This is a genomic window from Alsobacter sp. KACC 23698 (genome assembly GCF_045348435.1).
GTDB lineage: Bacteria > Pseudomonadota > Alphaproteobacteria > Rhizobiales > Beijerinckiaceae > Alsobacter.
On record NZ_CP157484.1, the window covers coordinates 4,881,172 to 4,900,794 of the forward strand.

Annotated in this window: 18 protein-coding genes; 5 read left to right on the forward strand and 13 right to left on the reverse strand. The window is 69.6% G+C overall.

Going from position 1 to position 19,623, the window contains the following annotated elements; all coding sequences use genetic code 11:
• Nucleotides 1-8: 8 nt before the first annotated feature.
• From ABEG18_RS23400 to ABEG18_RS23420, 5 genes are all read right to left on the reverse strand, one after another.
• Nucleotides 9-1,466, reverse strand: coding sequence for a TolC family protein (locus ABEG18_RS23400; RefSeq protein WP_406855439.1), 1,458 nt, complete (start codon nucleotides 1,464-1,466; stop codon nucleotides 9-11).
• Between the two features lies 1 nt (nucleotide 1,467).
• Nucleotides 1,468-1,719, reverse strand: a complete 252-nt coding sequence (locus tag ABEG18_RS23405; RefSeq protein ID WP_406855441.1) for a hypothetical protein — start codon at nucleotides 1,717-1,719, stop codon at nucleotides 1,468-1,470.
• 139 nt (nucleotides 1,720-1,858) lie between these two features.
• Nucleotides 1,859-2,275: a hypothetical protein gene (locus ABEG18_RS23410; RefSeq protein WP_406855442.1), complete on the reverse strand. Its 417-nt coding sequence runs from the start codon at nucleotides 2,273-2,275 to the stop codon at nucleotides 1,859-1,861.
• A 148-nt stretch (nucleotides 2,276-2,423) separates the two neighbouring features.
• On the reverse strand, nucleotides 2,424-5,702 hold the full coding sequence (locus ABEG18_RS23415) for an efflux RND transporter permease subunit (protein ID WP_406855443.1): 3,279 nt from the start codon (nucleotides 5,700-5,702) through the stop codon (nucleotides 2,424-2,426).
• Entirely contained in the window at nucleotides 5,699-6,679 is a 981-nt protein-coding gene (locus tag ABEG18_RS23420) for an efflux RND transporter periplasmic adaptor subunit (protein ID WP_406855444.1), read from the reverse strand. Before ABEG18_RS23420 ends, ABEG18_RS23415 begins: the two co-directional genes overlap by 4 nt.
• Nucleotides 6,680-6,784: 105 nt before the next feature.
• On the opposite strand from ABEG18_RS23420, the gene ABEG18_RS23425 reads away from it, so the two are divergent.
• Nucleotides 6,785-7,129, forward strand: coding sequence for an ArsR/SmtB family transcription factor (locus ABEG18_RS23425; RefSeq protein WP_406855445.1), 345 nt, complete (start codon nucleotides 6,785-6,787; stop codon nucleotides 7,127-7,129).
• 21 nt (nucleotides 7,130-7,150) lie between these two features.
• Here the strand turns inward: ABEG18_RS23425 and ABEG18_RS23430 are convergent, their stop codons facing one another.
• The 7 genes from ABEG18_RS23430 to ABEG18_RS23460 all read right to left on the reverse strand — a co-directional run bounded on the left by ABEG18_RS23430 (nucleotide 7,151) and on the right by ABEG18_RS23460 (nucleotide 15,324).
• Entirely contained in the window at nucleotides 7,151-7,354 is a 204-nt protein-coding gene (locus tag ABEG18_RS23430; RefSeq protein WP_406855446.1) for a DUF2892 domain-containing protein, read from the reverse strand.
• A gap of 163 nt (nucleotides 7,355-7,517) precedes the next feature.
• Nucleotides 7,518-8,423, reverse strand: coding sequence for an MBL fold metallo-hydrolase (locus ABEG18_RS23435; protein ID WP_406855447.1), 906 nt, complete (start codon nucleotides 8,421-8,423; stop codon nucleotides 7,518-7,520).
• 220 nt (nucleotides 8,424-8,643) lie between these two features.
• Complete coding sequence (locus ABEG18_RS23440; RefSeq protein ID WP_406855448.1) at nucleotides 8,644-9,975, reverse strand: APC family permease; 1,332 nt, start codon at nucleotides 9,973-9,975, stop codon at nucleotides 8,644-8,646.
• 70 nt (nucleotides 9,976-10,045) lie between these two features.
• The gene (locus tag ABEG18_RS23445) at nucleotides 10,046-10,741 is read right to left on the reverse strand and encodes a VIT family protein (RefSeq protein WP_406855449.1); all 696 of its coding nucleotides are present in this window, start codon (nucleotides 10,739-10,741) and stop codon (nucleotides 10,046-10,048) included.
• A gap of 295 nt (nucleotides 10,742-11,036) precedes the next feature.
• Nucleotides 11,037-12,224 carry an efflux RND transporter periplasmic adaptor subunit gene (locus ABEG18_RS23450; protein ID WP_406855450.1) on the reverse strand — a complete coding sequence of 396 codons (1,188 nt, stop codon included), beginning with the start codon at nucleotides 12,222-12,224 and terminating at the stop codon, nucleotides 11,037-11,039.
• 2 nt (nucleotides 12,225-12,226) lie between these two features.
• Nucleotides 12,227-14,566, reverse strand: a complete 2,340-nt coding sequence (locus tag ABEG18_RS23455; RefSeq protein ID WP_406858693.1) for an ABC transporter permease — start codon at nucleotides 14,564-14,566, stop codon at nucleotides 12,227-12,229.
• Between the two features lie 2 nt (nucleotides 14,567-14,568).
• A complete protein-coding gene (locus ABEG18_RS23460; RefSeq protein ID WP_406855451.1) occupies nucleotides 14,569-15,324 on the reverse strand; it encodes an ABC transporter ATP-binding protein in 756 nt (251 codons plus the stop codon).
• 520 nt (nucleotides 15,325-15,844) lie between these two features.
• Here ABEG18_RS23460 and ABEG18_RS23465 point away from each other — a divergent pair.
• From ABEG18_RS23465 to ABEG18_RS23480, 4 genes are all read left to right on the forward strand, one after another.
• Entirely contained in the window at nucleotides 15,845-16,360 is a 516-nt protein-coding gene (locus ABEG18_RS23465) for a universal stress protein (protein ID WP_406855452.1), read from the forward strand.
• Nucleotides 16,361-16,416: 56 nt separating this feature from the next.
• The gene (locus tag ABEG18_RS23470; protein ID WP_406858694.1) at nucleotides 16,417-16,680 is read left to right on the forward strand and encodes a c-type cytochrome; all 264 of its coding nucleotides are present in this window, start codon (nucleotides 16,417-16,419) and stop codon (nucleotides 16,678-16,680) included.
• Between the two features lie 159 nt (nucleotides 16,681-16,839).
• On the forward strand, nucleotides 16,840-17,850 hold the full coding sequence (locus tag ABEG18_RS23475; RefSeq protein ID WP_406855453.1) for an ornithine cyclodeaminase family protein: 1,011 nt from the start codon (nucleotides 16,840-16,842) through the stop codon (nucleotides 17,848-17,850).
• A complete protein-coding gene (locus tag ABEG18_RS23480; RefSeq protein ID WP_406855454.1) occupies nucleotides 17,847-18,650 on the forward strand; it encodes a phosphate/phosphite/phosphonate ABC transporter substrate-binding protein in 804 nt (267 codons plus the stop codon). The genes ABEG18_RS23475 and ABEG18_RS23480 overlap by 4 nt, the downstream gene beginning before the upstream one ends.
• Here the strand turns inward: ABEG18_RS23480 and ABEG18_RS23485 are convergent.
• Nucleotides 18,647-19,615 carry an ABC transporter ATP-binding protein gene (locus ABEG18_RS23485; protein ID WP_406855455.1) on the reverse strand — a complete coding sequence of 323 codons (969 nt, stop codon included), beginning with the start codon at nucleotides 19,613-19,615 and terminating at the stop codon, nucleotides 18,647-18,649. The genes ABEG18_RS23480 and ABEG18_RS23485 overlap by 4 nt on opposite strands.
• Between the last annotated feature and the right edge of the window lie 8 nt (nucleotides 19,616-19,623).

Genomic DNA, 19,623 nt, shown 5'->3' on the forward strand with positions numbered 1-19,623 from the left:
CCTCGTGTTCAATGGCCGCCCGCGGCGGGAGCCGCCGACGCCGTCTCGGCCGCGCCGCCCGCGTCGGCGCCGCTCACCCCGCCGCCCACGAGGGCGGCCTTGAGGTCGGTCGCCGCGATCCAGAAGTCACGGCGCGCGTTGATGGCGTCGACGTTGCTGAGGATGCGTGCGCGGGCGTCGGTGATCAGGGTGGTCACATCGACCAGCATGCCGCTGTACTGGAGCAGCGACTGGTCCTGGATGGTCTTCTGTAGCGGCAGCACTCGCCCCTGGTACTGCCGCGCCAGGTCGTAGTGGCCGCGGTAGCGCAGATACGCCTCGCGCGCCTCCGACCGCGCGTTCACCGCCCGTTCGGCGAGCCGATTGGCCGCCGCCATGTAGGTCTGCTCGGCGCTGCGGACGCCTGTCGCGCCGAAGTCGAAGATGGGAATCTGGAACTCGACCTCCAGGCCCCGCTTGGTGGCCTTGTCGCGTTCGAGCTGCGGGCCATCCGGGCCTTCGACCACGGTCTTGCTCCGGTCGTAGGTGGACCGCCCCACGAGTTCGATGTCCGACACGAAGCGGGTGGCGTTGGCGAGTCGGTACTGGCCCGCCGTCGCGTCGAGGTCGTGGCGCAGCGCCTGCAGGTCGACCCGCTTCTCCAGGGCGCGCTTTTCGATGTCGCGAGCCGATGCGACCGAGGGCGGGAGCGACGGCAGGGCGGACGGAAGCCTGAAGTCGATGTCCGGACCCCATACTCCGAGCTGGCGGATCAGCCGCTCGCGCTCGACCTGCTGGTCGATGCGGGCCCGGGCGAGCTGGGCGCCGAGCTCCTGGTAGAAGGCGTGCTCGCGGGCCTGCTCCAGCTTGTTGAGGGCGCCGGTCTCGCCGAGCTGCGTGGCGAGCTCGGAGGCGGCGGCCGCCGTCCCCAGCGCCTGCTGCATGAAGGCGACGCGTTGGTTGGCGGCGACGGTGCGGTAGTACTGGCGGCGCGTCTCTGCGGCGAGGCGAAGCACGGCCTCGGCGGTTCGGAATTGAGCCGCCCGGAAGCGCTGCTCCGCCACCGCTGCGCGCGCCGGCAGCGTGAGGAGGTCGAAGAGGCCGACCAGCACCTGGCGCTCGACCTCCAGCTCCAGCCCGCCGCCGATCCGCGACAGCGAGACCCGGGGGCTCGGCGGCAGGGTGGCCTTCACATAGGCCGCCTCGGAGACGCCGAGCTCGTTGAAGGACGCCTGCAGGCCGCGGTTCTTCAGGAGCGCCACCTGGACGGCGCTGTCCGGCGTGAGCGGCCGGCGCAGCAGCTCCGCGGCGCGGCGCTGGGCCTCGCCGGCGGAGGCGTCGTCGGCGACCTTGACGACATCCTTGCCGAGCTCCGCCCGGGTCAGTCCGGCGACCGGCGAGAGACCGCCGTCGGGCGAAAGGCCGACGCAGCCGGAAAGCATTCCGGAGAGGAGGGCAAGCGATGCGAGTTGGGGACCACGCGCCATATCAACGTCCCCGCCGGGCGTCGTCGCTGGCGTCGCCGCGCTCCGGCGCGCCCGGGGCGACGCCCCGGTTCATCTCGCGCCAATCCTTGGGCTCGACGACCGCATAGCCGCGGACGCCGGCCGTCACGGACGCGTAACGGAGATGGCGCAGACCGAGAGAAGGGTCGGCCGCGCCTGTCAGGCGGGACGTCTCGGGAACGCAGCCCGCCAAGGGCGCAAGCAGTCCCAAGACGACGGGAGTGATCGTTTTCATTGTGAGTTCCGTCGCGGCCGACATCGCCGCGCGGCCCAATGGCCGTTGCTGCGCGATGTGACCGGCTGATCAAGGACAGGACGCCGCGGTCGAGCAGGCGCGCCGGTTCAGGCGGGCGATCATGCGCCCGCCGCCTGAATCAAGCCGTTCGCGGAGGGCGGTCGAGGCCGCCTCGGGCCGACGCTTCGACCTGTTCGTCCCTGGGCAGGAGCCGGACCGTGGACGAGGCCGACGGCGAAGCGAGGGACAGAACCGGGCTGACCTGGAAGGCGTGGCATAGGCCCATTCCGCAGCAGCCCTGGGCGCCGTCATGGCGGTCGCCGTGAGCTTCGCCGCACGCCGTCAGGACAGCGTCGCAGGCCGCCCCGCGCCCGGCCAAGGCGCGGCCAATCTGGTGGGCATGCGCGTGGCCCGCCTTGGCCTCGTGGCCCTCGACGGCGATCGCCGCGGGGGCCGAACGATGCCCCTCATGCGCCATCGCCCGCGGCATGGCGAAAGGCGCCAACGCCATGACGAAAGCGAGCAGGATGGCGATGATCTCGGCCTTGAGGCGCAAAACGGCGCTCCTGTGAGTGCGAACGTCTCTCACATTCGAAAGCACTGGGCAAGGCGGACAGTGAGGTCGTCGAGCTCCGGGCGGGCCCGAACTCGGCCTCCCCGCAGGCGGGCGCCCGCGGTTCCGATGCTCGATTTCGGCGCTGTCCTCAAGTCCGCGCCGACTGTCCGGTTCCGCCGCGCAGGACGATGTAGATCGCCGGAATGACCAGGACGGTCAGCAGCGTGGACGAGGCGAGGCCGAAGAGCAGCGAGATCGCCAGCCCCTGGAAGATCGGGTCCGCCAGGATCACGGCCGCGCCGATCATGGCGGCGAGCGCCGTGAGCAGGATCGGCTTGAAGCGGATGGCTCCGGCCTCCAGCACGATCTCGCGCAGGCTGCGGCCCTCCCGTTCGGCGTGGCGGATGAAGTCCACGAGCAGGATGGAGTTGCGCACGATGATGCCGGCCAGCGCGATGAAGCCGATCATCGAGGTGGCCGTGAAGGGCGCGTGGAACAGCCAGTGCCCCAGCATGACGCCAATGAACGTGAGCGGGATCGGCGTGAGGATGACGAGCGGCAGCTTGAATGATCCGAACTGCGCGACGACGAGAATGTAGATGCCCACCAGTGCGATCATGAAAGCCCCGCCCATGTCGCGGAAGGTGACCCAGGTCACCTCCCACTCGCCGTCCCACAGCAGGACGGGCGTGCCTTCGTCGAGCGGTTGGCCATGTAGCGCGACCTCGGGCTTCGGCAGGGTCCCCCAGTCGGTCTTCGCCAGAGCGTCGTTGACGGCCAGCATGCCGTAGATCGGCGCCTCATAGGCCCCGGCGAGCTCCGCCGTCACCATCTCGGCCGCGCGGCCGTTGTGGCGGAAAACCGGAAAGGAGGAGGGCTCCTGCCCGACGCTCACGACGTCTCCGAGCTCCACCACCGTGCGATTGCCCGGCAGGGCGTTAGCCGGAACGGGCGTGGTGAGGGCGCGCTCGCCCCACACCCGGGCGGCCTTGGACAGCTCCAGGCGGATTGGGATGGGCTGGCGACCGCCTCCGCGGTGGGAATAGCCGACTGTGGCGCCGCTCTCGAGCGTGCGCAGCGTGTCGTAGACGTCGCGCTGCTCCACCCCATGAAACTCGAGATTGTCCTGGTCCAGCCTCACCCGCAGGCGCGGCGCGGGCGCGCCGAAGCTGTCGTCCACGTCGACGATGAAGGGCACGGAGGAAAACGCCTGCCGCACTTTCGCGGCGACGGCGCGCCGGGTCTCCGGGTCCGGCCCGTAGATCTCGGCCAGGAGCGTGGCGAGGACGGGCGGACCGGGCGGCGGCTCCACGACCTTGATCGCGGTTCCGGCCGGGACGGGCAGATCGGCGAGGCGGCGGCGCAAGTCGAGCGCGATTTCGTGGCTGGCGCGCATGCGGGCGTCCTTGGGCGTCAGGTTCACTTGGACGTCGCCCATCTCCGGCGACGTGCGCAGCGCGTAGTGGCGGACCAGGCCGTTGAAGTTGAACGGCGCGGCTGTTCCCGCATAGGTCTGGAACGAGACTGCCTCGGGGACCGCGCCCAGGCGGCTGGCGATCTCCTGCAGCGTGCGGTTGGTGTCCTCCACCGAGGCGCCTTTGGGCAGGTCCACCACGACCTGCAGCTCCGCCTTGTTGTCGAAGGGGAGCAGCTTGACGGTGACGCCCTTGACGGCGAAGAGGGCCAGCGAACCGACCGTAGCCGCGCCCACGACAGCCAGGAAAAGCCAGGCCCGGGCTTTCGAGGCGAGGATCGGCTTGGCGACCGCGAGATAGACAAGGCCGAGCCGCCCAACTTCGCCATGGGCGCGGCTTTGACCATGGGCTGCGGCGGCGCTGTTCCCGGTCCCGCCGGAGGCCAGCGCCCGCGAGGCGATCTTGACCATCAGCCAGGGCGTCAGGATCACGGCGACGAAGAACGAGAAGATCATCGCCGCCGAGGCGTTGGCCGGGATGGGGCTCATATAGGGGCCCATCATCCCGGACACGAAGAGCATCGGCAGCAGCGCCGCCACGACCGTGAGCGTCGCCACGATGGTGGGATTGCCGACCTCGGCCACGGCGTCGATAGCCGCCTGCGCCGGCGGGCGCCCGTCCCGCATCGCCCAGTGCCGGGCGATGTTCTCGATGACCACGATGGCGTCGTCGACGAGGATGCCGATGGAGAAGATCAGCGCAAAAAGGCTGACGCGGTTCAGGGTGTAACCCATCAGCCGGGCGGCGAAGAGGGTCAGCAGAATGGTGGTCGGAATGACCACCGCCACGACCAGCGCCTCGCGCCACCCAATGGCGACGGCCGCCAGCAGCACGATCGAGATCGTCGCGAGGCCGAGATGGAACAGGAGCTCGTTCGCCTTCTCGTTGGCCGTCTCGCCGTAGTTGCGGGTCACCGCGACCTCGATGTCGGGCGGGAGCAGCGAGCCCTTGAGCCGGGCGACGCTCTCCACGATCCGCTCGGAAATCACGACCGCGTTGGCGCCGGCCCGCTTGGCCAGCGCGATCGAGACGGCCGGCGTCCTGGCGAAGCCGCCCTCGGCCGTGGCGTCGCGCACCATGCTCGACACGCGCGTCTCGGCGGGGGACGTTTCCAGGGTCACGCGGGCGACGTCGCGGACATAGACAGGGCGTCCGTCGCGGGTGGTGACGAGAAGGTTGCCGATCTCGTCCGCGCCCTGGAGGGTCTGGCCGGCCACGAGGGCGAGCTGGCGGCCCGCCTCGCGCACCTGACCGGCCTCGAATGAGCGATTGGCGCCCTCGATCTTGGCGGCGAGCTGCTGCAGCGTGACGCCCTGGCGCGCGAGCGCCTCCGGGTCCGGCTCGATCCTGATCTCCTCGGGCTGCTCGCCCACGATGTAGGAAAGCCCGACATCATCCAGCTTTGAGAGCGCCACGCGCAGCTCGCGGGCCACGCGGGTGAGGCCGTTGGCGTCCCAGCGGGCCGCAGCCTCCGGCTTCGGCGTGAGCGTCAGGACCACGATGGCGACGTCGTCGATGCCGCGCCCCACGATCAGCGGCTCGGGAACGCCCACCGGGATCCTGTCCATGTTGGCGCGGATCTTCTCGTGGACGCGCAGGATCGCGGCGTCGGAGCTGGTCCCCACCAGGAAGCGCGCCGTCACCATCACGGCGTCGTCCTTCGTTTGCGAATAGACGTGCTCGACCCCGTTGATGGCCTTGACGATGGTCTCGAGCGGCTCGGTGACGAGCTTCACCGCATCCTCGGCCTTGAGGCCGTCGGCGCGCACCATGATGTCGACCATGGGCACGGAGATCTGCGGCTCTTCCTCGCGCGGCAGCGTGGCCAGCGCGACGAGGCCGAGAGCGAAGGAGGCGAGCAGGAACAGGGGCGTGAGCGGCGAGCGGATGAAGAAGCGCGTCAGCGAGCCCGCCAGGCCGAGCCGATGGGGATTGGGGACTGACCCGCTCATGGCGTCACCACGCGGTCGCCGGCGCGCAGGCCGGAGAGCACCTCGACGCGGCCGTCCCGCGCCGGGCCAACGACCACGGGAACGTCCAACGCACCGCCTTCGCCGGCGACGCGGACATAGTCGACTCCGCTTCGGGTGGCGACCGCCGCGGCGGGAACCAGCAGGGCCTGCCGTTCCGCCACGGTGATCCAAACGGGAACGCGCTCGCCCACGAAGAAATCCCCGAGGCCGTCGGCCTCGGCATCTGCGATGACGCGGCCGCCCTCGAGCTCGGGATAGACCTTAACGATGCGGCCTTGCCGCCCGGCGCCGGCCTGCGCGTTCGCCCCCTGGCCACGACCGCCGATGCTGACGGGATCGCCAACTTTCACATGGGCCGCATGGCGCTCCGGCAAGGCGAGCCGCAGGTAATAGCCGCCCGAGGCGATGCGGGCCACGGGTTCGCCGGGCATGATCACGGAGCCGGGCACGGCCGGCGTGGTCAGCACGCGGCCATCCTTCGGCGCGAGGACTTGACCCTCGGTCGTCTGCTGCACGATGACGGCGCGCTCGGCCTTCGACGCCTCCAGCTGGTTGGTGAAGACGTTCACAGCCGTGCGCAGCTGGTCGAGGCGGCTCTGGGTCTCGGCGCCACGGCTGATCAGCGCCTGCGAGCGCTCGACATCCACCTTGGCGTTGTCGAGCTGCGCCTGCAGGGCCTTGATCCGTGCGTCGGTGGCCTGGAGCTGCAAAGCGAGCTTTTCGTCGCCGACGACACCGATCACGTCGCCTGCCTTTACGGCGCTGCCCTCCTCGACGCTGCGGGAGATCAACGTGCCGCCGATCCGGGCGCGGGCCGGCACGGTGTCGCGGCTCTGGACCTGGCCGAACACCGCCTTGGCGTCCTGCACGGTCGTGGGTTGGACGACGACTTCGCCGGCCGTGGCGGAGTGAACGAGAACGAGCAGCATCGCTGCGGCAGCAAGGGCTTTCCGCATGAGATCTTTCCCATCGATTCAGTGAGCGCCTTTCGGTGGAAAAGCGGCTGGACGGGGCGAGCCCGTCATTTGACATATATTCGAATATACGCAAATATTCAACCCATGAAGATGGACATCGAAGCCCTTTCCGCCGCCGCCGACGAGGCCAGCGAATTCCTGAAGTCGCTCGCGAGCCCCGTGCGCCTGCGAATCCTGTGCAGCATCTTGAGCAGCGAGTCCTCAGTCGGAGAGCTGGCCGAGCAGCTCGGCGTGCGCCACAGCGTCGTGTCCCAGCACCTCGCCTTGTTGCGCAAGGACGGCTTGGTCAGGACCCGCCGGGACGGCCAGACGATCTGGTACGCGCTGGCCGACGACCGGGTGGTGCGCGTGATGGACGTGCTCCAGCAGACCTTCTGCCCGGCGCCGGCCGCAAGAGACCCGGCCCGCGGAGCGCAGGCCAAGGCCTAAGTGGACAGGCCTGGTCCGGGCTCAGCGGAACGCCTCGCCCACGCGGCAGCCCAGCCCCTTGAACAGGAGCGCAGCTGGGCAAAAGCCCGTGAAAGCCGATTGGATCATGTTCACGCCAATGAAGGTGGTGAACAACAGGAACCAGGGCGACACGAAATAGACGAGCGCCGCCGAGAGCAGCACCATGCATCCGGCGAACACGAGGACAGCGCGATCAATGGACATGCGGGTTCCCCTGAGTGGAACGCGAGGCGGCCGTCAGGCCACCTCCTCGTGAATTACCCTGAGCCTGCTGATGCCGAGCATGTCGAGGGCGAGCGTCTCATAGACGATTCCGCTCTTGCCCTGCCTGATCTTTCGCAGGAAGCCGAACTTGGCGGTTCTCAGCTTACGAGTCGTCCCAGGTCTCGCAGTTGAGGGCATTCAGCGGGATTTTGAGATAGGAGGTCCCGTTGTCCTCAGGCTCCGGAAATCGCCCGCCGCGCATGTTCACCTGCAGGGCATGCAGGATCAGCTTGGGCATCGGCAAGCTGCGGTCGCGCTCCTCCCGCAGCGCCACGAACTCGGCTTCCGTCTTCGCCTTGGTCAGGTGGATGTTGGACGCCTTTTGTTCGGCCACGGTGCTCTCCCATCGCGGCGCCCGTCCGCCCGGCATGTAGTCGTGCCCGGTGAACACACGGGCGTCGTCGGGGAGCGCGAGGATGCGCTGGATGCTGGCCCACAAGGCTTTGGCGGAGCCGCCGGGGAAATCCGCCCGCGCGGTGCCGCCGTCCGGCATGAAGAGCGTGTCGTGCACGAATACGGCGTCGCCGATGCGGTATGTGATGGACGCGAGCGTATGGCCCGGCGTGAACATGACCTCGACATCTGTCGCGCCAAGCCTGAATTGCTCTCCGTCGGCAAACAGCCGGTCCCACTGGGAGCCGTCGGCCGGGAAGTTCGGCAGGTTATAGATGCCCTTCCACAGCTTCTGCACGTCGACGACGCGCTCGCCGATCGCGGTGGGTGCGCCGGTCTTGTCCCTGAGGTAGCCGGCGGCGGAGAAATGGTCCGCGTGCGGGTGCGTGTCGAGGATCCAGGCCAGGCGGTAGCCCTGGTCCCGCACGTACTGGAGCAGTTCGTCGGCGGAGTGCGTCGCCGTGGCGCCCGACTTGGGATCGAAGTTCAGGACCGGGTCGATGATCGCAGCCGTCCCGGTCTCCAGATCGACGACGACGTACTGGACGCTGCACGTGCGCTTCTCGAAGAAAGCCTTCACCAGCGGCCGCCCCGCCAGGGCGCGAGACGCAGTCATGTGCTCCCTCCTGTTCAGGCCGCTGAGGCGCTCACGCCGCGGGCCACGATGCGGATGCTAGCCACGATCAAGGCTTGCGAAAACGAGTCCGAGGGCCTGCTTGCGCTCCGCCATGGATTATGCCGGCCAAGCTGCCCACCCGTCCGCCCAGAAGGCCGCCGAGGACGAACAGCAGCGCGAGGATCCCATTCACCGCGCGACGCGGTAGTGGCGAACGCGCTTATGGTGCACGTGCGGGCGCGGAGCTCCGGCGCGCGACGACGAACAAGATCGAGATCCCGGCCACCATCGCTCCGGCCAGCGCCGTGGCGCGCCAGTCCCCTGTTCCGACCCGGATGATGACCAGCGCAGCGCACACGAATGCGCCTGCGGCCGGGACGGCGAGCGGCACTTCGAACTTGCCTTCGCGCTCGCCGGGGCGAAGCTTGAGCACCACGAGCGCGCTGTTCACGACGGCGAAGACCGACAGCAGCATGAGCACGGTGGCGGCAGCGAGATGCGCGACGCCGCCCCATAGCGACAGCGGCGCGAGCACGAAGAATAACGCGCAAATAGCGACGTGTGGCGTCCGCCGGATCGCGTGCACGCGGCCAAGCCCGGAGGGCAGCAACTCCTGCCGAGCCATGCCGTAGAGCAGGCGTGACGCCGTCACGTAGTTGACCAGGGCCGTGTTGGCGACCGCGAAGAGGGTGATGCTTGAATACACGGATGTCGGCAGCCACGGAGCGGCGCGCGCCATGACGGCCGTGATGGGGCCCGGAGCCTGCGCCAGGTCGCGCCAGGGCACGACCGACACGGCCGTGATCGCCACCGCAACGTAGAGCGCGGCGGACAGAAGCATGGCGGCGACCAGCCCGACGGGAATCGTGCGCTGCGGATCGCGGCATTCTTCGGCCACGTTGATGCTGTCCTCGAAGCCGATATAGGCGAAGAAGGTCAGCACGGCTCCCTGAATGGCCAGAAGGGCCAACGACGGTTCGCCCGTCGTCGTCGAAGGGACCTCCAGATAGTCGACGCCGCCCCAGCTGCGCGCCCCGAAGCCGACGACCAGAAGAAGGCCGCCAGCCTCGACGAGGGTGCACAGCACATTGACCCACATCGCCTCGCGGATGCCGCGCAACACCACCCCGGCCAGGACGAGGATGAAGCCGAAAGCGATCAGCGGAACCTGAGACGGCGCGCCGACGAGTTCCGCCAGGTTGGCGGCGAAGACGCGCGATTGGGTGGCGACCGAGAGCAGGCTGGAGCAGGCCACCCCCAGGCCGACGATGAAGCTCAGCGCCGGCGCCCGGAACGCGTGCTGGACCACATAGGCCGCGCCGCCTGCATGCGGGTAGCGGGAGCCCAGGGAAGCATAGGACAGGGCGGTGAGCAGGGCAGCCACGAGGGCCACCAGGAACGCCAGCCAGACGGCGTTGCCGACTAAAGCGGCCGACTGCCCGATGAGGCCGTAGACGCCCGACCCCAACATGGACCCGAGTGCGTAAAGCATCAGCTGGATAGGGCCGATGGTTCGCCGCAGCGTCGGAGCAGCAGGGATGTCGTTGGTCATCGGATCCTTGGCCGTTTCGTCCGAACTCGCCTAGGCGAAGTAGGATCGATCGCGCCCGGGGCGGGGCCGTTCAGACCGAGCGTCCGACGAGGGCGCCGATCAGGGCCGTCGCGCCCATCGCGACGGCGCCCCAGAAGGTCACCCGCAGGGTCGGTCGGAGGACCCCGGCGCCCCCGGCCCGCGCTCCGATTCCGCCCAGCACGGCGAGGCCGGCGAGCGATCCGCCGGACACCGCGACGCTCGTCCACGGCGCCGGCGCCAGGACGGCCAGCGCCAGCGGCAGCACGGCTCCGGACGCGAAGGTCGCGGCCGAAGTGAGCGCCGCCTGCACGGGTCGCGCCGCCCCATGCTCGGCGATGCCGAGCTCGTCGCGCACATGCGTTCCGAAGGCGTCCTTTGCAGTCATTTGTTCCGCGACGATGCGAGCCAGGGCGGGTTCGACGCCTCGGTCGACATAGATCTGCGTGAGCTCGTTGAGCTCCGCCTCCGGCGTGGCGGCGAGTTCCTGTCGCTCGCGCGCCATGTCCGCCTCCTCGGTGTCCGACTGGGAGCTCACGGAGACATACTCGCCGGCCGCCATGGACATGGCCCCTGCCACCAGGCTCGCAACGCCGGCCACGATCACCTCGCTAGGGCCGGCGGCGGCGGCCGCCACGCCCACCACCAGGCTCGCGGTCGAGATGATGCCGTCATTGGCCCCGAGCACGGCGGCGCGCAGCCAGCCGATGCGCTGGATCAGGTGGGCTTCCCGGTGCAGCGGATGCATGTCGGTCCTCCTTGGGCGGGACGCCGGAGAAAGCGGGCGTTCCGCTCAGATCGCGACGCCTGATGTCCGGCCAGGGCGTCGTCGGGAGGTCAGGGGGCGCGCGCTGGCTGGATCACGGGATTGGCGAAAGCACTGGTAGCAACCTGACGACAGTGTTCTGCTCCGCCGCCGGGGCGTCCATGCGAAGGATCAAATCGGGACGGATTGATTGGAGTTGGGCGGTCCGGCCGCCTTCGCGCACCGGGACCGCTCTCAAGACAGCGGACGGCCAGCATCGCCGGCCAGACTTTTCAGCTCAGCGCACGGCCACCGGCGCGCCATCCGTCAAGGCGCTTGGTGGGAACTGGACCACGCGCTCACCCGCCGCGAGTCCGCCCGCGACGGCGGCTTGCTGCGGAGTGCGCCGGATCACTTCGACGGAGCGCTCGCGGGCCCGGCCGTCCTCGACCACGAATGCGGCCCACCCCGAGCCCCGGCGGAACAGGGCGCTCGAGGGAGCGAGGGTGGCGTCCGCGATCTCCTGGACCGTGATGCGGACGTCCACCCGAAAGGCGTCGCCGAGTCCCGCCCAGGCCGACCGTGGGCTGACGATGTCGATCACCACCCAGACCCGCTGCTCCTCCACCCCCAGCGCCGAGATCTTGGTGAAGCCTGCCGGCTCGACCAGCCTCACCCTGCCGGCCAGCGGCTCGGGCCCGCCCCAGCGCTCGATGACGACGTCCGCACCTGGGCGGACCTCGACGGCGTCGGTGGTCAGCAGATCGACCACGATCTCCAGGTCACGCGGGTCGCCGATCTCGACGAGCGGCGCGCCGACGGCCACGGCTGCTTCGCTCTCCTGGTGGATTTTGAGCACGCGCCCGTCCACCGGGGCCGTGACGTTCCACCGGTCGACCGCGTCCGGCTCGTCGTAACGGGCGAGCAACGCCCTCGCCTGGGCGAGCTCATGCTCGGCGGCATGGCGGCGCAACTGCGCCGCTTCCCGGTCCCGCTGGGCGAGCCGCAGCGCAAGCTCCTCCCGCTCCAGCTGCTGCGCCGAAGCGATGCCCTTCTGCTGCAGGGTGCGGATGCGCTCCGCGTCGGCTCGATTCTGGGCCTCTTGGGCCGTCGCCCGTTCCAGCCGCGCCTGCGCTTCCTGCATGGTCGCCTCGGCTCCTCCGACCCGCTCGTCGAGCTCGCGGCGCGTGCGCGCCTCTAGGAGCGGCGGGATGGAGGGCAACAGGGTGGCCACGACGGCGCCCTGCCGAACGACGTCGCCGGCTTTCAGCTCGGAGCGAAGCACCCGCCCGGCGAGCGGCGCGGAGACGACATAGCGGTTGCGGATGCGCGTGCGGCCATCCTCCTGCACGGTGGCCCGGAACACGCCGCGGGCCACCACGTCCGTCTCGACGGCGATCGGCTTGGGACGAAACGCCCAGAGGAGCGCGCCGGCGACTGCGGCCGCGATGGCGGCGCCGACGAGAGCCCGGCTCAGCCTCGCCATTCTCACTCCCGCGTCTTGAGCACGGCGACGAGGTCGAGCTGGTCGACGCGCCGGCGCACCAGGAAGGCGCTGCCCAGGCCGGCGGCCACGACCGCCAGGGCGGCGATGGCGTAAGTCTGATCGCTGATCACGGCCGGGATCTGGAAGCTCTCATTGTCCCGCAGGGCGAGCAGGCCCTTGACCATCTGCTTCGCCAGAACGAGCCCCACCGGAAGCGCGAGCAGCATCTGCACCCCCAGCTCTGCGAGCAGGATGCCGGACGCCTCGCCACGCGTGAAGCCCAGCACCCGCAGGCTGGCGAGCTCCCAGGCGCGCTCCTGGAGGGCGACGCGCGCGCTGTTGTAGACGACGGCCGCCGCGATGATGATCCCGAAGAGAGTGAGCACCAAGGCCGAGACGATCACGAGCCCGGCGATCTTCTCGTCGAAAACCTGGAGCCAAACGCTCTTGACCGCCACGGCCGCAACCCGAGGTCGCTGCGTCAGGGACCGCCAGACCGAGTACGCCTCGTTCGGATCGACCCGGACCGCCGCTTGGGTGATGTGGTCGTCTTCCCGCATCAGGCGGCTCAGCGCGCTGATCTCGATATAGGCGTTGTAGCCCAGGATCTCGTCGGCGAGCGCCGCCACCGGAACGACCGCGACCGGCCGCTTGCCGTCAAGCGCCTCGACCGTGACCTGAGAACCGACGGACACCCCCAAGCGCTCGGCCAGGCCGCGCGTCAGAGTCAGGCCGACCGACGTCACCGGGACGGGCCGCAAATCCTGCTCCCGCGGAACACGGAGCTGGGCGCCGGCCGCCAACCCCGTCAGCCCGAGCCGGTACTCCGCCGTTCCGGCGCGAAGCCGCACGGGTGCGACGCGCTGCCCCTCTACGGCCAGCACGCCGGGAATCGCGGCGATCTCCCGGGCGGCCCGTCCGGCGACCGGGTCGGTGAAGGACACGACGGCGTCAGCGCGGTCGATGCCGTCGAACTGCACGGCCACCATGAAGCGCAGCGCGTCCCACCAGAACAGGCCCATGACGATCATCGGCACGGCCATCGCCAGGCCCAGCACGGACAGGAGGGACCGCACCGGGCGGCCTGCGAGGCCGCGCAGGGCCATCTTGACGGCTGGCCGCCACCGCCTGCCGAGCAGGATGTGGCTGAAGGCCGGCGGCGCGGCGGGTCGCATGGCCTCGGCCGGCCGCAAGGCGAGCACGCGCCGCAAGGCCCCAAGCGCGCCCGTTGCGGCGGCGACGACGCTCAGGCCGATGGCGAGCAGCGGGACGAAGACCGGCAGCTCATAGGCGAGCTCCGGGAACCGGAAGAACGGCCGGTAGCTGTTCAGCATGCCATGGCCATACCAGAGCCCCATGGCGACGCCGCCGGCGCAGCCCAGTCCGCACAGCGCCAACACGAATTTCAGGTAGTGCGCGGCGATCGGGAGCGAGGGGAATCCCAGCGACTTCAGCGCTGCGATCTGCTCGCGCTGGGCCTCCACCAGCCGGCCCAGGACCACGTTGAGCAGGAACGCCGCGATGCCGAAGAAGATGGCCGGGACCGTGATCGCCAGCGTTCGCTGCTCGGCCAGCTCGTCCGAGAGAAACCGGTGCGAGGGCTGGTCGCGACGGCCGTAGGCGCCGCGCCCGCCATAGCGGTCGAGGACGGCGTCCGCAGCCGCCAGGACCTCCCTCTCGGGGGCGCCCGGAGCCAAGGTCGCCGCAACCGCGTTGAATGCCCCTTGCATGTCGAACGCGGGCGCGACGGCGTTCTCGCTCGCCCAAAGCACCGCGAAGGTGCGGTCGTCCGGCAGCGGATTTCCCGGCCGGGTGGCGTAGACGTACTCGGGCGAGTAGGCCACCCCCGCCACCGTGAAGGTCTGCAGACGGCCATTCAGAATAATGCGGATCGGGTCGCCCGGCTCAACCGACCAGGTGTCGGCGAAGCCGGCGCTGACGAGGACTTCATTGCGCTGGGCGTCGATCCATCGGCCGCGCTGGAGCGTGATCCGGTTCAGCACCGGCTGGCCGCCGTCAGGGAGGGAGACGATGCGTCCCGCCACGGAGAGGTCAGACCGGGGCCAGTCGACGCGCACATCCTTGACGACCCGGGTCTCGATCACGCCGATGCCCGGGATCTCCGATAGTCGCGCCAGGACGCTGCGCGGCGCGCGCTCGAGTTCCGCCCAGACATCGGCGAAACGGCTCGCGCCGTAGTAGCCGGCCTGAGTGGCGAGGAGCGAAGTATAGGTTCCGACGGATCCGACCAAAACCGTCACGCCGGTCCCGATCAGCATGGCGACCGTGATCGCCTGGGATCGGAGCGACCAGAGGTCCCGCAGCAGCATGCGGTCCAGCATGCTCACCAGCTGAGCTCCCCAGGCGCGAGGCGTTGCTCGTTGACCTGCGCGCCGACGATCCTTCCGCCAGCCAGCCGGAGCACCCGATGGGCCATGCCCGCAATGGCGCTGTTATGCGTGATCACGACGGTCGTGGCGCCGATCTCACGGTTGGCGCGGTCGATCGCCTCCAGCACGAGCCTTCCGGTCTCCACGTCGAGGGCTCCGGTGGGCTCGTCGCATAGCAGCGCATCAGGCCTTTTCACGATGGCGCGCGCGACGGCGACGCGCTGCTGCTCGCCCCCGGAAAGCTGCGACGGAAAATGGTCCAGCCGCTGCCCGAGGCCGACCAGCGCGAGGGCGTCGCGCGGCTCCATGGGCCTGTCGGCGATCTCAGCCACGAGCTGGACGTTCTCGAGCACCGTCAGGCTTGGAATGAGGTTGTAGAACTGGAACACGAACCCGACATGCTCGCGCCGGTAGCGCGTCAGCTCCGCCTCGTCCGCACCCGTAAGCTCGTGATCGCGCCAGCGCGTCGTCCCCGAGGTGGGCGCATCAAGCCCGCCGAGGATGTTTAAGAGGGTCGACTTGCCCGAGCCCGAGGGGCCCAGCAGCACCACGAACTCACCAGCCATGATGTCGAGATCGAGGTCCCGCAGGGCGAAAACGGCGGCCACGCCGGAGCCGTAGGTTTTGCACAGCCCACGCGCGACGAACACTGGAGCCCCATCCGGCCTGGACGAGGCATGATCGGGCGTTGGTTGCGCGGCTGCAGTCATGGCCCATCCTGCACGACCACGCGGCGCTCGGCGTTGAGCCGCCGCAAGCGCGCCCCCCACCTAATCATCGGCGCCTATGCGCGAGTAAGACCCGAGCGTAGGCCACGGAGGGGATGCGGCAAGGCTGCGGGTCGGAGGGATCGCATTGTAGTCCGGTCGCGGCTTGAGCGCGATGATGGGCCTTCACGGCGAAGTGAACCCGCGAGGGCGGGGCGGAATCGGCCAAAGCGACTGTGGGCCCTCATCGACCGCGCCGCCGGAACGGAGACTTCGCGGCGATGCCCGAACAGGTAGACCGTCCGTTTGGTTCGGTCCCGCCTCGGTTGACCGACATCAGTGCGGATGTCCGCACACCACGTACGGTCATCCATTAGCGAAAAACCAGGAGCGCTTCAGAGTCGGCTGGAACGAAGGCATTGGATGCAGGCCGGGCCGCAAGGCGTATCACGCAGCCATTCGCCAAGGTCGACGTCAGCAGGCCGCTATCGCGCTCCGCACGGAGGTCGAGATGGAGCGAATCATGGTCGCGCTGGACGCCTCGGGCCCTTCGCAACGCGCCCTTGCGCTTGCGGTAGAGATCGCCTGTGGTCTCAATGCCGAACTGGTCATGACCACCGTCGTGATCGACGCCCCATTGTCGGAGCAAGAGAGGCGCATCGCCGAAACAGAGTTCGCGGTGGAGATTCGCGAACGCCTGGGCGTCATGCCAACCCAAGAACCGGCCGCTACGTTGTCGGGGATCACGCGAGACTTCGCTCTTGCGGAGCAGCATGGGCGCGATATCCGGCTCGTCCTTGCGGATGGTGTGTTGGAGGCTGCGAACTCTAAAGCTGAAGCGGCGGGCGCGCAGCGAAGGCGCACCATGGTGTTGATCGGGGATCCTGCGGAGCAGATCCTGGCGGCATTGAAAAGCGAGTCCTTCGACCTCTTAGTCACCGGACGTCGCGCCCGAGGGTCTATTCAGGAATTCCTGCTGGGCGGCGTCTCGCGAGAACTGGTCCGTTCCGCAGGCTGTGCGGTCGCGGTGGTGCCTTGAGCGCCGCGACAAGGCTTCTGGCGGTCCTTGGGGGACTGGTCGCCGCACTGAGCGGCATGTCGCAGCAGACGTTCGCGCAGGATGCCCGAGCGGGGCGAAGGCTTGCTGAGCGGGACTGCTCAGCCTGTCATGAAGTCCGCCGCGGGCGACCGCCGGGTATGAAACCTGGGCCAAGCTTCAGCGCCGTCGCGCAAATGGTTTCCACGACGGAGCTGTCGATTTCGGTCTTTCTCCAAACCTCTCACCAGCGCATGCCAAACATAACGCTCTCCCGATCGGAAATCCGGGACCTGGCGCGGTACATCGTGAGTCTCAAATAACGCCAAGCGGGTCAAAAAAGCCGCCGCGCATGATGAACTTTGGCATGAAGATGTTTCCCTGATTGAATGCGGGCCTCGCGAGACTCGCTCGATCCCCGCCAGAACGACATGTGGTCCCCTGACGGGGGCAGCAGGGGCGAGCGCCAGGAGAGCGACGGGATGCCCAAGGCCGAGTTTTATATCGACTACCTGAACGCCATCGACGTGGAGGCGCTGCGGCTCACGGACGCGGAGATCATCGCGGCCGTGGAGGCGGGGCTCGCCGCGCAAGGGCGGGGCGAGACCGTGATCGAGCCGCGCGTGCACCTGATGCCGAACGCAGGCGCGAACGGCCATTTCAACGTGCTGCGCGGCGCCTTCCGGGCGCCCATCGCCCGGGCGGGCGTGAAGGTGATCGGCGACTTCGTGGACAACTACCAGCAGGGGCTGCCCTCCGAGATGGGGCTCCTCCTGCTCATGGATCCGCTGAACGGCGTCCCCAAGGCCATCGTGGACGGCAGCCACCTCACCGACATGCGCACCGGCGCGGTGACGGCCATCGGGGCCAAGCACCTTGCCCGCAAGGGCTCGCGGGTGCTGGGCCACATCGGCGCACGGGGCACGGCCTACTGGAACGTGCGGCTGCTCGACTCGCTGTTCGACTTCGACGAGATCCGCGTCCATTCGCGCCGACCAGAGAGCCGGGACGCCTTCGCGGAGCGGCTCAGCGCCGACCTCGGCAAGCGCGTGGTGGCGCCGCCGGACTGGCGCACCTGCGTGGAGGGCGCCGACATCGTCGTGGAGGCGTCACGCCTCAACGCGCCGGAGCCGCTGCTGAAGACCGAATGGATCAAGCCCGGCGCCTTCGTGGTCCCGTACGGCACCATGAGCGCCGTGGAGCTGTCGCTCACCGACATCATGGCGAAGCTGGTGGTGGACGACTGGGGCCAGTGCAAGGGCGGGCCGTTCGGCGCGCTGCGGCCGCATGTGGAGGCCGGAAAGCTCTCGGCCGAGACGCTCCATGCCGAGTTGGGCGAGATCGTCGCCGGGCGCAAACCCGGGCGCGAGAGCGACGACGAGACGATCCTGTTCTGGCATCGCGGGTTGTCGCTGTCCGACATCGCGCTGGGGCATTTCATGCTCGAGAAGGCCGCCCGGATGGGGCTCGGCCAGCGGCTGCGCTACGCGTGAGGCTGGTCGCCAACGCCCGCATGTATGCCGTCAACGCCGCCGTGGCGGACGCCTGGACGGCGCTGTTCGGGCGCGTCGCCGCTGTGTCGGGCGTGCCGCTGGACGTGATCCCGTACGCCGCGCCGGCGCCGCTGGAGGAGCTGTGGCGGCGGCCGGACCTCGGGCTCGCGTTCATCTGCGGCTATCCGTTCGCGACGGGCGGCTTCGAGCTTGCGCCGGTCGCGGCCCCCCTTCCGGCGAGCGGCGACGGGCGGCCCCGTTACGCCACGCGCCTCGTCGTGCGCGCCGACGGCCCGCTCCGGACGCTGGAGGACAGCTTCGGCGGCCGCATCGGCTGGACGGCCGAGCACTCGCAATCGGGCTTCCAGGCGCTGCGGACGCATCTTTTACCGCATGTGGCCAAGGGGCGGACGCTCTTCGCCGAGAGCGTCGGCGGCCTGCAGACGCCGCGACGGGTGATCGACGCGGTGCTGTCCGGCGTCATCGACATCGGCCCGCTCGATTCCTTTTTCCACGACCTGCTCTTGTCCCACGAGCCGGACACGGCGGCGCGGCTGCGCGTGATCGCGACGACCGCTCCTCGGCCGATGCCGCTGCTGGCGGCCTCGCGGTCGGTGGACGCCGCGACCCTCGCGGCGCTGCGCTCCGCCCTGCTGAGACTTACGGCGGACGACGCCGGCCGAGCGCTCCTGGCCCCGCTGCAACTCACCGGCTTCGCGGCGGTCGACGCGGCCGCCTACGCCGTTCTGCGCCAAGACGCCGAGGCGGCCGACCGCGCCGGTTACCGGCAGCCCGGTTAGCCCCGCGCGGGTCCGTCCGGGTGCGGGTTGTCGAGCACGCTCAGGCGCTGGATGGCGGCGAGCGTGAGCGTCCCCGCCGCCCTTCCCTCGCCGTCCAGGATGGTTGCGGCGTCGCGCCCCTCGGCCAGCAGGGCCGAAAGCACGTCGCGGGCCGACAGCGAGCCCGGCAGCCGCAGCCCGCCGGCGTCGCCTGGCTCCGCGACATCCATGGCGCGCAGCAAGGACAGGCGGCGCAGCGCCCGGTCGGCGCCGACGAAATCGGCCACGAAGGCGTCCGCGGGCGCGGCCAGCAGGCGCTCGGGCGCAGCGTACTGCACCAGCCGTCCATCCCGCATGATGGCCACGAGTTCGCCCATGCGGATGGCCTCGTCGATGTCGTGCGTGACCAGGATCACGGTCTTCTTCAGCCGCCGCAGGATGTCCAGGAACTCTTCCTGCAGGCGCCCGCGCACAATGGGGTCGATGGCGCCGAACGGCTCGTCCATCAGCATCACGGGCGGATCGGCCGCGAGCGCCCGGGCGACGCCGACGCGCTGCCGTTGGCCGCCCGACAGGTGGCGCGGGTGGCGCGACAGGAACTGGCCGGGCTCCAGCCCCACCAGCGACAGCATCTCGGCGCTGCGCTCGCGGATGCGCGCTTCCGGCCAGCCAAGCAGGCGCGGCACCGCCGCGACATTGTCCGCGATGGTCATGTGCGGAAACAGCCCGACCTGCTGGATGACGTAGCCGATGCGCCGGCGCAGGCCGACCGGGTCCACCGTGGTGACGTCCTCGCCCTCCACGATGATGCGGCCGGCGCTGGGTTCGATCAGCCGGTTCACCATCCGCATCGTGGTGGTCTTGCCGCAGCCCGAGGGGCCGATCAGCACGCAGGTGCGGCCGGACGGCACCTCGAGGTCCAGCGCGTCCACGGCGGGCCGCGCCGCGCCGGGAAATGACTTGCTGACAGCTTCCAGCCTGATCACGCGCCAAC